Annotated in this window: 12 protein-coding genes; 1 reads left to right on the top strand and 11 read right to left on the bottom strand. The window is 66.8% G+C overall.

Annotated features, from left to right (window positions below):
• Nucleotides 1–122: 122 nt before the first annotated feature.
• The 3 genes from nrdR to ARTB_RS09280 all read right to left on the bottom strand — a co-directional run bounded on the left by nrdR (nucleotide 123) and on the right by ARTB_RS09280 (nucleotide 2,690).
• Nucleotides 123–626: a transcriptional regulator NrdR gene (gene nrdR / locus ARTB_RS09270; RefSeq protein WP_243179514.1), complete on the bottom strand. Its 504-nt coding sequence runs from the start codon at nucleotides 624–626 to the stop codon at nucleotides 123–125.
• A 103-nt stretch (nucleotides 627–729) separates the two neighbouring features.
• On the bottom strand, nucleotides 730–2,082 hold the full coding sequence (hisD, locus tag ARTB_RS09275; RefSeq protein WP_279294130.1) for a histidinol dehydrogenase: 1,353 nt from the start codon (nucleotides 2,080–2,082) through the stop codon (nucleotides 730–732).
• 29 nt (nucleotides 2,083–2,111) lie between these two features.
• Entirely contained in the window at nucleotides 2,112–2,690 is a 579-nt protein-coding gene (locus tag ARTB_RS09280; protein WP_243179517.1) for a hypothetical protein, read from the bottom strand.
• 195 nt (nucleotides 2,691–2,885) lie between these two features.
• On the opposite strand from ARTB_RS09280, the gene ARTB_RS09285 reads away from it, so the two are divergent.
• Nucleotides 2,886–3,344 (top strand): flavin reductase family protein, encoded by a 459-nt coding sequence (locus ARTB_RS09285; protein ID WP_018772361.1) that lies wholly within the window; start codon nucleotides 2,886–2,888, stop codon nucleotides 3,342–3,344.
• 46 nt (nucleotides 3,345–3,390) lie between these two features.
• Here ARTB_RS09285 and dnaE read toward each other — a convergent pair whose 3' ends face one another.
• From dnaE to ARTB_RS09325, 8 genes are all read right to left on the bottom strand, one after another.
• Complete coding sequence (dnaE, locus tag ARTB_RS09290) at nucleotides 3,391–6,948, bottom strand: DNA polymerase III subunit alpha (protein WP_243179518.1); 3,558 nt, start codon at nucleotides 6,946–6,948, stop codon at nucleotides 3,391–3,393.
• A 118-nt stretch (nucleotides 6,949–7,066) separates the two neighbouring features.
• The gene (locus ARTB_RS09295) at nucleotides 7,067–8,035 is read right to left on the bottom strand and encodes an RluA family pseudouridine synthase (RefSeq protein WP_243179594.1); all 969 of its coding nucleotides are present in this window, start codon (nucleotides 8,033–8,035) and stop codon (nucleotides 7,067–7,069) included.
• A 25-nt stretch (nucleotides 8,036–8,060) separates the two neighbouring features.
• Complete coding sequence (lspA, locus tag ARTB_RS09300; RefSeq protein WP_223916639.1) at nucleotides 8,061–8,639, bottom strand: signal peptidase II; 579 nt, start codon at nucleotides 8,637–8,639, stop codon at nucleotides 8,061–8,063.
• A gap of 152 nt (nucleotides 8,640–8,791) precedes the next feature.
• Nucleotides 8,792–9,487, bottom strand: coding sequence for a DivIVA domain-containing protein (locus tag ARTB_RS09305; RefSeq protein WP_028275874.1), 696 nt, complete (start codon nucleotides 9,485–9,487; stop codon nucleotides 8,792–8,794).
• A gap of 166 nt (nucleotides 9,488–9,653) precedes the next feature.
• A complete protein-coding gene (locus ARTB_RS09310) occupies nucleotides 9,654–9,962 on the bottom strand; it encodes a YggT family protein (protein ID WP_243179519.1) in 309 nt (102 codons plus the stop codon).
• Nucleotides 9,963–10,098: 136 nt separating this feature from the next.
• Nucleotides 10,099–10,629 (bottom strand): cell division protein SepF, encoded by a 531-nt coding sequence (locus ARTB_RS09315; protein WP_230008814.1) that lies wholly within the window; start codon nucleotides 10,627–10,629, stop codon nucleotides 10,099–10,101.
• Between the two features lie 87 nt (nucleotides 10,630–10,716).
• Nucleotides 10,717–11,523, bottom strand: a complete 807-nt coding sequence (locus ARTB_RS09320; RefSeq protein ID WP_243179520.1) for a YggS family pyridoxal phosphate-dependent enzyme — start codon at nucleotides 11,521–11,523, stop codon at nucleotides 10,717–10,719.
• Nucleotides 11,516–12,283, bottom strand: a complete 768-nt coding sequence (locus ARTB_RS09325) for a polyphenol oxidase family protein (RefSeq protein WP_243179521.1) — start codon at nucleotides 12,281–12,283, stop codon at nucleotides 11,516–11,518. The genes ARTB_RS09320 and ARTB_RS09325 overlap by 8 nt, the downstream gene beginning before the upstream one ends.
• Between the last annotated feature and the right edge of the window lie 102 nt (nucleotides 12,284–12,385).

The raw sequence follows: 12,385 nt of genomic DNA on the forward strand, positions 1-12,385 counted from the left end.
ATAGCTCAATTTCTTTGTGGAGCGGTGAGGTGGAGCCGGTGGTGGCTGCGGCTTCCCCTCCGCTGCCACCACCGGAGTCTGTGGTGGATCCTGGGACACAGTCGCCAGGACAATCAGGACATTTACGACGGCGCCTGCAGCGGCCGCTTGTCCGGGCTCGTGCCGTCCCGGCCCTTGGTCTCTGCCTCATGGCGAAGCAGGGAAATCGCCGATTCGAAGTCCTCGAGGGATTCGAAGGCCTGGTAGACGCTGGCGAACCGCAGGTAGGCGACCTCGTCGAGACGCTGCAGCGGCTCCAGGATCGCCAGCCCGACTTCGTGGGCCTCGATTTCGGCGGCGCCGGAGCCCCGGATCGCCTCCTCGACTTCCTGCGCCAGCAGGGCGAGGTCGTCTTCGGTGACCGGGCGGCCCTGGCAGGCCTTGCGCACGCCGTTGATGACCTTGCTGCGGCTGAACGGCTCGCCGACCCCGGAGCGCTTGATGACGGTCAGGCTTGTGGTTTCCACGGTGGTGAACCGGCGGCCACATTCGGGGCACTGCCGGCGGCGCCGGATGGCGGAGCCGTCGTCGGCGATCCGGCTGTCCACGACGCGCGAATCAGGGTTCCGGCAGAACGGGCAATACATGTCGGCTCCTCCCCTGTCGCAATCCGCTGTGACCTCAGTTTACGACTAGATGTAGCTGAATAACAAGCCTGTAATTACTACATGTAGTGGTCTGGGTCCTGAACTACCGGGCGGCGAACCGCACCGTGACGGCCTCGCCGTGCGCCGGCAGGTCCTCCGCGCCGGAGAGGCTGACGATGTGGCCGCTGACCTGCTCCAACGCGGAGCGGGTGTAGTTGATGACCTGGATGGCGCGCAGGAACGTGGTCACGTTCAGTCCGGAGGAGAAGGCCGCGGTGCCGCTGGTGGGCAGCACGTGGTTGGAGCCGGCGCAATAGTCCCCCAGGCTCACGGGGCTGTAGTCCCCCACGAAGATCGCACCGGCGCTGCGGATCCGGCCGGCCACCCGGGCGGCGTCGGCGGTCATGATTTCAAGGTGTTCCGCGGCGTAAGCGTCGCAGGCGGCGATGCCCTGCTCCAGGTCCTCGACCAGCACCACCCCGGACTGCGGGCCCGAGAGTGCCTCGCGGACGCGGCTCGAGTGCTTGGTGGCAGCGGCCTGCCGCTCAAGCTCCACGCGGACCTCGGCGGCGAGGGCCTCGGAGTCGGTGAACAGCACCGATGCAGCCTTGGGGTCGTGCTCGGCCTGGCTGATAAGGTCCGCGGCCACGAGCGCCGGACTGGCGGTGGCGTCCGCGAGGATAGCGATCTCCGTGGTGCCGGCCTCGGAATCGATCCCGACAACGCCTTTGACCAGGCGCTTGGCGGTGGCCACGAAGATATTGCCCGGACCGGTGACGACATCCACGGGGTCGATCCCGGGGAGGTGGCCGCCGTCGGACGCGTCGGCCGGGATGCCGTAGGCGAAGGCCGCAATGGCCTGCGCCCCGCCGATCGCGTAGACCTCCTCGATGCCCAGCAGGCAGGCCGCAGCCAGGATCGTGGGGTGCGGGAGGCCGCCGAAGTTCTTTTGCGGCGGCGAAGCCAGGGCGATCGATTCGACGCCGGCGGCCAGGGCCGGGACCACGTTCATGATCACCGAGGACGGGTAGACGGCCAGGCCGCCGGGGACATAGAGCCCCACGCGCGCCACCGGCACCCAGTTCTGGCTGACGACGGCGCCCTCTCCGAGTTCGACGTCGATGTTCGCCGGGCGCTGGGCGTCGGCGAAGGCGCGGGCCCGCTTGATGGACTCCTCCAGGGCCGCGCGGACGGCGGGATCCAGGTTCTCGAGGGCTGCACGCAGCGCCTCGGCCGGGACGCGGGGATGCGTCTGCTCGACGCCGTCGAAAGCCAGTGCCAGCTCCCGCAGTGCGCCGAAGCCCCGCGCGCGGACGGCGGAGATGATATCCAGGACCTTGCCCTCGGCGTCGGCCATCGTCCCGGACTGTGCCCGGGGCACGGCGGCGCGGAGTCCGGCGAGAGACAGGTGCGCACCGCGCACGTCCACCGTGCGGAAGTTAAGGGCGGCGGTCATCGGGGTCACGGGGCTGTCAGGAGTTAGGCTCACCCGATCATTTTACGTGCCCCGCGGCGGCGGGGTTTGCCGCCGTTGCCCGGGAAGAGGCTGTTCAGGAAGATGGCCAGGGCGATCGCTGCCGGCCAGATGGCGAGGACCGCATAGGAGCGCAGGGAGAAGGCGACGCTGGCGCTGGCCGAAGTATCCGCCGGCGCTCCCCACCATTGGGCGCTGAGCACACCGGTTCCCCACGCGATGAGCGCACCGGCAGCGCCGGCGAGGACCACGAGGACAACGGTGCCGGGGCCGGGCTGCTGTTGCTTGTTGCCGGCGACGAACGACCCGGCAATGCACCCTGTGAGCAGGCACAGCCCCGCCAGCACAAGGTCCCGGGGCAGCCAGGTGGCGGTGTTGGTGCCGGCGGCGAGGTCAGGGTTTCCGGTCAGGAGATTCAGGCCCGACGGCGCCAGGAGCCACCAAAGCAGCCCCACCGGGATGCCGGCGGCCGCGATGACCGCGGCCTTCCGCCATGTCCCCCCGGACCCGGGCTGCCCCTCGGGACGCCGCCCGGGCTGTGCGGGTTCCCCGGCGTGGTGGACGGGGCCGTCTACTGCGGACTGTGTCATGCAACAAACCGTAACAAGGATTCCCCCGGCGCATGACGCCGGCCGGAAGCACATGACGGGAGACGTAAAGAAAATGCCGCACTCGATTCCCCTGCGCAATACGCTGGCAGAGTAGAAGTACGACACGCACGTGCAGCAGGGAGTTGGATCGCAGTGGCCACAGATGAAGGTAGTTTCGAGGGAACATTCAGGGAAATGTTCCGCCGGCACGCGGCGGGCGTGGCCATCATCACGGCCAACCACAACGGCGTCCCGTTCGGATTCACGGCGACCTCAGTGGCCTCTCTGTCCGCCAAGCCGCCGCGCTTTACGTTCAACATGGCCAGGACCTCCAGCTCGTGGCCGGCCGTGGCGAACACGACCTACATTGGCGTGCACATGCTCGGGCTGGAAAACCAGGAGCTCGCCGACCGTTTCGCCCGGGCCGGCAACCGGTTCGACGGCGACCACTGGGAGCTCGGACCCCACGAGGTGCCCGTGCTCAAGGGAGTCAGCGGCTGGCTGATCGGCAAGGTCCAGATGCGGCTCTCCTTCGAGAACAACGCGGTCGTAGTGGTCGAGGTGGTGGAGGGCCAGGTCGGCGACGACGGTGTTCCCCTGCTCTACCACTCCGGTGCCTACAGCCAGCCCGTTCCGCTCGACTACGAGATCTAGCCTCCGGCCGGCCGGCCGTTCCAGTGCCCGGGGCTGGTGGTCCGTCCTAGTTATCCAGGCACGTCGGGCCGAGCAGCACCTTCAAGTCGCCGAACAGTGACGGGCTCGGGTTGACGCGCAGGTGCACCGGCAGGCCCATGACCTCCACCCGGGTGTCGCCCTGCAGGTGCAGGCGGACCTCCGAATTTCCGCGGTGCGTGCGCAGCACGTCGCCCAGCTCAGTGACCACGGCCTCGGTGGCCTTGTGCGTGGCCATGGTGATCACCACTGGCCCGTTCTGGCTGTCGCTGAGGTCCGGCACGGAGAGTTCCATGCAGTTCAAGGTGACGGCGCCGTCGTCGCGCCGCTGCAGCCGGCCCTTGACCACCACGATCAGGTCCTCCGCGAGCACCGAGGCGATGGGGCCGTAAACCTGGCCGAAGAACATGACCTCCATGGAACCGGCGAGGTCCTCGATTTCGGCCCGGGCGTAGGCGTTGCCGCTGGCCTTGGCGATCCGTCGGCTGAGCGAGGTGATCATGCCGGCGATGGTCACGATCGAGCCGTCCGGCGGGCCGTCTTCGGCGATGATCGAGGTGATCGACCGGTCGGCGTGCTGGCTCAGGAGCCCTTCCAGTCCCTGCAGCGGGTGGTCGGAGACGTAGAGGCCGAGCATGTCGCGCTCGAACGCCAGTTTGTCCTTCTTCTCCCATTCCGGCAGGTCCGGGATCTCAGTGCTGAGCGACGCCTCGGGCTCCTGGTCCTCAAAGCCGGCGAAGAGGTCGAACTGGCCGATCGCCTCGTTGCGCTTGAGGGTGATGACGGAGTCGATCGCTTCTTCATGGATCATGGCCAGGGCCCGCCGGGGGTGGCCGAGCGAGTCGAAGGCACCGGCCTTGATCAGGGATTCGATGGTGCGCTTGTTGCAGACCACTGCCGGGACCTTCAGGAGGTAGTCCTTGAAGGAGGCGTAGGCGCCTTCTTTTTCGCGCGCCGCCACCATGGCTTCGACGGCGTTCACGCCGACGTTGCGGATGGCGCCCATGCCGAAGCGGATGTCGGTGCCCACCGGGGTGAAGTTGAGGGCTGACTCGTTGACGTCGGGCGGCAGCACCGTGATGCCCATACGCCGGCATTCGTTGAGGTAGATCGCCGACTTGTCCTTGTCATCGCCCACCGAGGTCAGCAGGGCAGCCATGTACTCCGGCGCGTAGTGCGCCTTCAGGTACGCGGTCCAGTAGGAGATCACGCCGTAGGCGGCCGAGTGCGCCTTGTTGAAGGCGTAGTCGGAGAACGGCAGCAGGATGTCCCAGAGGGTCTTGACCGCGGCCATGGAATAGCCGTTGTCCTGCATGCCCTGGGAGAAGCCGGCGAACTGCTTGTCCAGCTCGGATTTCTTCTTCTTGCCCATGGCGCGGCGCAGGATATCGGCCTGGCCCAGGGTGTAGCCGGCGAGCTTCTGCGCCACGGCCATGACCTGCTCCTGGTACACGATCAGCCCGTAGGTCCCGCCGAGGATTTCGGACAGCGGTTCCTCGAGCTCCGGGTGGATCGGGATGACTTCCTGGATCTTGTTCTTGCGCAGCGCGTAGTCGGTGTGCGCGTTGGCGCCCATGGGTCCGGGCCGGTAGAGGGCCAGCACGGCGGAGATGTCTTCGAAGTTGTCGGGCTTCATCAGCTTGAGCAGGGACCGCATGGGGCCGCCGTCGAGCTGGAAGACGCCCAGCGTGTCTCCGCGGGCCAGCAGCTCGTAGGACGCCGTGTCATCCAACTCGAGCGTCTCGAGGTCGAGCTCGATGCCGCGGTTCATTTTGATGTTTTCCAGGGCATCGGAAATGATCGTCAGGTTTCGCAGCCCGAGGAAGTCCATCTTGATCAGGCCGAGGCCCTCGGACGTCGGGTAGTCGAACTGGGTGATGACCTGGCCGTCCTGGAAGCGGCGCATGATCGGGATCACGTCGATGATGGGGTCCGAGGACATGATGACGCCGGCGGCGTGCACGCCCCATTGCCGCTTCAGGCCCTCGATGCCCAGCGCCGTCTCGAAGACCTTGGCGGCCTCCGGGTCGGTGCTGATGAGCTGGCGGAAGTCGCCGGCCTCGCTGTAGCGCTTGGACTGGGGGTTCTGAATGTCGGCCAGGGGGATGTCCTTGGCCATGACCGCCGGCGGCAGCGCCTTGGTCAGCTGCTCGCCCATGCTGAACGGGTAGCCCAGCACACGGGAAGAGTCCTTGAGGGCCTGCTTGGTCTTGATGGTGCCGTAGGTGACGATCATCGCCACGCGCTCGTCGCCATATTTGCGCGTGACGTAGTCGATCACTTCGGAGCGGCGCCGGTCATCGAAGTCGACGTCGAAGTCAGGCATGGAGACGCGGTCCGGGTTGAGGAAGCGCTCGAAGATCAGGCCGTGGTGCAGCGGGTCCAGGTCGGTGATGCGCATGGCGTAGGCCACCATGGAGCCGGCACCGGAGCCACGCCCGGGACCGACCCGGATGCCGTTGTTCTTGGCCCAGTTGATGAAGTCGGCGACGACGAGGAAGTAGCCCGGGAAGCCCATCGAGGTGATGACTTCGAGTTCATAGTCCGCCTGCTTGCGGACCTTGTCCGGGATGCCCTGGGGATAGCGGTAGCGGAGTCCCTTGTCGACCTCCTTGACAAGCCAGGACGTTTCGTCCTCCCCCTCCGGGCAGGGGAACCGGGGCATGTAGTTGGCGCCGGTGTTGAAGGAAACTTCGCAGCGTTCGGCGATCAGGAGCGTGTTGTCGCACGCCTCGGGGTGGTCGCGGAACAGTTCGCGCATTTCCTGCGGTGACTTCAGGTAGTAGCCGCTGCCGGAGAAGGCGAAGCGCGAGCCGCCGTTGTCGTAGGTCGGCTCCAGGAGGGTGGAACCGGACTGGATGGCCAGGAGGGCCTCATGCGCCTTGGCGTCGTGCTCGTGCGTGTAGTGCAGGTCGTTGGTGGCCACCAGCGGCAGATTCAGGTCTTTGGCCAGGCGCAGCAGGTCACCGGTGACGCGCCGCTCGATGTCCAGGCCGTGGTCCATGAGCTCACAGAAGTAGTTCTCGGCCCCGAAGATGTCGCGGAACTCCGCCGCGGCCTCCACGGCTTCGCGGTACTGGCCGAGCCGCAGCCGGGTCTGGACCTCGCCGGACGGGCACCCGGTGGTGGCGATGAGCCCTTCCGAGTAGGTGTTCAGCAGCTCGCGGTCCAGCCGGGGCCATTTGCCGAAGACCGAGTCCAGCGAGGCGATCGAGGAGGCCCGGAAAAGGTTCCGCATGCCCACGTTGTTGTAGCTGAGGAGGGTCATGTGCGTGTACGAGCCGCCGCCGGAGATGTCGTCCTTGCGCTGGTGCTCCTCGCCCCAGCGCACACGGGTCTTGTCCGTGCGGGCGGTCCCGGGAGTCACATAGGCTTCGACGCCGATGATGGGCCTGATGCCCTGGTCTGTTGCGCGCTTCCAGAAGTCGAAGGCGCCGAACAGGTAGCCGTGGTCGGTCGTGGCGAGGGCCGGCATGCCGAGCCGTTCGGTTTCGTCGAACAGCTCACCGAGCCGGGCGGCACCGTCCAGCATCGAGTACTCGGTGTGGTTGTGGAGATGGACAAACGAGTCGTTGCTGGAAGTCACCGCACCATTCTAGTGCCGTGCCACGACGGCGGCGTGCAGCCACGGCGGTCGGGACGGAACGGCGGCAACGGGCGGCCCGCCAGAACCCCGTGGATTCAGGCCGCCCGTGCCGTGCGGCTCAGGCGTTTCCGGACTCCAGGACCGTCAGCGCGTACTGCAGGTCCTGCGGGTACTCGCTGGCGACGGTAACCCGCTCCCCTGTCCGCGGGTGGTCGAAGGACAGTTCCCGGGCGTGCAGCCACTGCCGGGTGAGGCCGAGGGTGGCGGCCAGCCTCGGGTCAGCACCGTAGGTGAGGTCACCGGCGCAGGGGTGGCGCAGGGCCGAGAAATGCACGCGGATCTGGTGGGTGCGGCCCGTCTCGAGGTGCACCTCCACGAGTGAAGCTTTCCCGAAAGCTTCCAGGACCTCATAGTGCGTCACCGAATCACGGCCGTCCTCGGTCACGGCAAACCGCCAGTCATGGCCCGGGTGCCGGCCGATGGGCGCGTCGATGGTGCCCGCCAGCGGATCGGGAAGGCCCTGGACGACGGCGTGGTAGACCTTGTCCACGGTGCGCTCCTTGAAGGCCCGCTTGAGCACGGTGTAGGCATTTTCGGTCTTGGCCACCACCATGACACCGGAAGTGCCGACGTCGAGCCGGTGGACGATGCCGGCGCGCTCCGGGGCGCCCGACGTCGAAATCCGGTAGCCGAGCCCGGCGAGGCCACCCACCACCGTGGGCCCCACCCAGCCGGGCGAGGGGTGCGCGGCCACACCGACCGGTTTGTCGATGACCACAAATTCGTCATCGTCCAGCAGGATCCACAGGTCGTCCACTACTTCCTCCACGATTTCCAGGGGGTCCCTGCGGTCCGGCACCACGACCTCGAGCACGGTGCCCAGGGTGAGTTTGAGGGACTTCCCGACCTTCCCTGCGTTGCTGGTGACGTTGCCTTCGGCGATCAGGACGGCGGCCTGGGAGCGGGAGATGTCCATCAGCCTGGCCAATCCGGCGTCCACACGGGAACCGGCGAGGTCCTCCGTGACGGTGAAGCGGTGGTGCCCGGCGGGTGCGGTGCCGGCTTCGCTGGCCATGTCGGCCGCCATGTCAGCGGCGTTTCCTGAGGCAGTCTCAGACATCGTTAGCCACCGTATCCTTCGTGTGGCGTGAGCCGTCCAGGGAGATTCCGCGGAGCGTGAGCAGGCAGATGATCACGACGGCGGAGACGACGGCGGAGTCGGCGATGTTGAAGATCGCGAAGTTTGGCAGCTGGATGAAGTCCACCACATGGCCCATCGCGAAGGACGGCTCGCGAAACAGCCGGTCCGTCAGGTTGCCGAGTGCGCCGCCGAGCAGCAGCCCCAGCGCCAGTGCCCACCAGAGCGAGCCGAGCTTGCGCAGCTGCAGCAGGATCGCGACAGACACGGCCGCCATGATGATCGTGAACACCCAGGTGACGTTCTCGCCGATCGAGAACGCCGCCCCCGAGTTGCGGATGTAGAACCAGTGCAGCAGCGGGGGAAGCACGGGGATCCGCTCACCCTCGGTCATGGTGGTCGTGACCCAGAGCTTGGTGAGCTGGTCGAACACGTAAGCGAAGACCGCGAAGGCAGCGAACAGGACAAACAGCTTTGCCCGCCGCGGACGGGCGCGCACGGGCTGTGCCGCCTCGACGGGCTGCATGGCGTCTGGTGATGGTGCGTCAGTCATAGGGCTTTCGATCGGGAGCCAGTGCGGGGACCGGGTTCAGGTACCGGCAAGCGCCGGGCACCTGGGCCGGTGCCGGCACGTTGCGGGAAAAGGGAAAAGCCGGCGGCCGAGGAATCCTCAGCCACCGGCTTTCAGAATACTTGCTTTTTGCCCTAGCTGGCTTCGCCAACCTCGGGGGCCGCGACGGAGCCGCGGGCGTCCAGGTCGCGGAGCTGGCCTTCGATGTAGGCCTTCAGGCGTGAGCGGTAGTCGCGCTCGAAGCCGCGAAGCTGCTCGACCTTGCGTTCCAGGACGGAGCGCTGCTGCTCGAGGGCACCGAGGATCTTGCGGGACTTTTCCTGCGCATCGTTGACGAGGCTGCTGGCCTCGATCTGGGCTTCAGCGATGATCTTGTCCCGCTGCTGCTCGCCGTCGGCGACGTGCTTGTCGTGCATCTGCTGCGCCATGGCGAGCAGGCCGGCGGCGGACTCCGACGCCGGGGTGGCGGCGCTTCGTGCCGGCTCGACAACCTGGGCGGCCTTGGCAGCCTGCTCGGCTTCCTTCTTCTTGGCGGCTTCTGCGGCCGCCTTTGCCTTGGCCTCGGCCTCGGCCTTGGCGGTGTCTTCCTTCTCGGCCTTGACGGGTGCCGGGACCTTTTCCACCACGGGTGCGGCGGCTGCGGAGCTGGCAGGCGTGCCGGCGCCAGATTCGGCGAGCTTCTTGCGCAGCTCGTCGTTCTCCTGGTTCAGGCGCCGAAGTTCGACGACTATCTCGTCCAGGAAGTCGTCAACCTCGTCCTGGTCGTAGCCTTCGCGGAACTTGGTCGGCTGAAAGCGCTTGTTGACAACGTCTTCTGGCGTCAAAGCCATCTGGTCACCTCGTTGGTCTAGTTAGTCAGTAGGCCTTCCGGCCGTCAAAACTACGGTACCTAAATATGGTCTGGTTCCTCTAATTCAACACCGCAGTGTCAAACCGGAGATTTCTTTCGGTTTGGGCCTGGGCCCGGGCAGGTCGCTGCCCGGCTGCGGCTGCGGCCTATGCTGCGATCGGCTGGGCGTACACCAGGCCCTTGACGACCCACATCGCCACGCTCACGGCCACGAACAGCAGCAGGAAGCCGATGTCCAGCGACATTCCGCCCAGCCGCAGCGGCGGGATGAGCCGGCGGAGCAGCTTGAGGGGCTTGTCCGTGACCGAATACACAGCATGGGCTGTCACGAGTGCCAAACCGCGCGGCCGCCAGCTTCGGGCAAACATCTGCACCCAGTCGTAGACCAGGCGGATGATCAATGCCACGAAAAAAAGCAACAGAACGATATAGACGAGCCCCAAAACAATTCCCATGAGCTAACTCATATCTCCATGTTCATTCCGGATACCGAAGTGTCCTAAGGAAAGTGTCACTTCTATTTCAACACGGATAATTCCGCACGGATGCCAGGCAGGTGTCCCGCCTGGCATCAGTACCGAATATTCGGGCCTAGCTCTGGTTGAAGAAACTAGCCTGCGTCTCGCTGACCTTCTTGTCATCGCCGATGACTTCGACGTACGACGGCGAGAGCAGGAAGACCTTGTTCGTCACCCGTTCGATGCTGCCGCGGAGGCCGAAAACAAGACCGGCGGAGAAGTCCACGAGGCGCTTGGCGTCAGCCTCGCCCATGTCGGTGACGTTCATGATGACGGGAATGCCGTCGCGGAAGCTTTCGCCGATGAGCTTGGCGTCGTTGTACGACCGCGGATGGATGGTCGTGATTTGCCGGAGTCCGGTGGTCTCTTCGCGGCTCGATGCCGCACGCTTGATGGGTGTCACAGGTGCGCGATATTCCTCTTCAGCGGCGTGAGGCTCTTCCCGGGGGACCTCGCGGACGGGCGCCGGAGCACGTCGTTCCTCGCGGTCCTGCTCCATGGATTCGTCCTCATCCTTGTGCGGTGTGGGGTGCTCAGACTCGTAGTGTTCGTCGCCGTCGGCGAGCCCAAGATAGATCATTGTCTTGCGCAGAGCGCCAGCCATGGTCGACTCCTAATCTTGTCCGTAAGCGGGCCGCTTAGTGACTAGACAGCCTTGGAATCCCCGCCATTACCTTCCAATATGTCGAACTTACCGCAGGGCCGGACGCGGACCGAGAATATCGGAGCCAATGCGCAGGTGTGTCGCCCCGAAGCGGACGGCCTCTTCGAGGTCCTGGCTCATGCCGGCGGATATCCCCGTGGCGAACGGAAATTGTTCGGCCAGCCGCCCGGAAATGTCCGCCAGCTTTTCGAACGCAGCCGCCGGGTCCGCCCCGAGCGGGGCAACGGCCATGACGCCGGCGAGCCTCAGCCCACCGGCACCGGCGACCTGTTCGGCCAGCGCGGGGACTTCGCCGGGCGCCGCGCCGCCGCGGTGCGCCCCTTCGTCCTCAGCCAGGCTGACCTGGATGAAACAGTCCAGGGGCGGGCGGCCGGCGCGGTCGGCTTCGACGGCCATCGCCTTGGCCAGGGCCGAGGCCACGGCTTCCCGGTCCACGGAGTGCACGGCTGCGGCGTACTTCACCACGGATTTGGCCTTCTTGCTTTGGAGCTGGCCAATGAAGTGCCAGCTCAGGCCAAGGTCCTGAAGCTGCGCCGCCTTGTCCGCGGCCTCCTGGTCCCGGTTCTCCCCGACATCGGTGACCCCCAGCGACGCCAGCCGCCGGACGTCCAGCGCAGGATGGAACTTGGTGACGACGATCAGGCGCGGCGGCGCCGCCTGCCGGCCCGCGGCGGCCACGGCAGCGTCGATCCGGCGGCGGACGGCCGCGAGGTTCGCCTCCAGCTGGGCCAGGCGGGGGCCTTCCAGCGCGTCCGTTCGGCCCTCATGGCTCTCCCCCGGCGCCGTGACGGGCTGGACGGCGTGTACTTCCGGGCGCTGCGCCGGTTCAGTCATGGCCATGCTCCCTTTTCCCGTCAGCCCCGTCAGTCCCGTGGGTGCCGTCCGACCAAGCCAGCCCGGCGAAGCGGCCGGTGTGGCTGTTGCGGCGGTAGGAGAAGAGGGTGTCGTCCTCGAGGGTGCATCCCCCGGAGTATTCGATCGCGACGCCCGCAGCTTCCAGCTGGCTCCGCACTCCGGCCGGCAGGTCCAGGCCAGGGGTGCCGGTAGAGGTGGTGCACCAGGTGGCAGGTACGGCCGCGGCAACGTCCGCGCGAAGGCTGCCGGGGACCTCATAGCAGCGCCCGCAGACCGAGGGGCCCACCCAGGCGCTGATGTGGTCCGCACCGAGCTCCCGGAGGCGGGCCACGGCCGCTGGCACCACCCCGGCGGCGACGCCTGGCCGCCCGGCGTGGACGACGCCCAGTACCGGCGCCCCGGCCGGATCCTCGCCGACCAGCACCACCGGCACGCAGTCGGCCACCAGGACGGCCAGCGGCTCGGTCAGGGAGACCATGGCATCGGCCGTGGGCGCGGCCGGACCTTCGCCCGCGGAGTCCGCGGCCGTGGACCCAACGATGGTGGCGACGTCACTGCCGTGGACCTGGTTTATGTACCGGAAAGAGCGCCCGCCGAGCCCGGCGGCCGCTTCGAGCTCCGCGCGTCGTCGGCGGACCGCCGCGGGGTCATCACCGACATGCAGTGCCAGGTTCCCGGCTCCGGCATCGGTGAAAGCCACCCATACGCCCGGCCGGACTTCAGCCCGCCAGCAAAACAATCACAACACCGCCATCAACATGTCCGGAATACCTGCGTTCATAGAATCCACCGTAACCCGCCGCAAAGCAGCATGGCACCGCCGGACGGCGGTGCCATGCTG

This window comes from Arthrobacter humicola, assembly GCF_022803015.1.
In the GTDB taxonomy this organism is placed as follows: Bacteria; Actinomycetota; Actinomycetes; order Actinomycetales; family Micrococcaceae; genus Arthrobacter; species Arthrobacter humicola_A.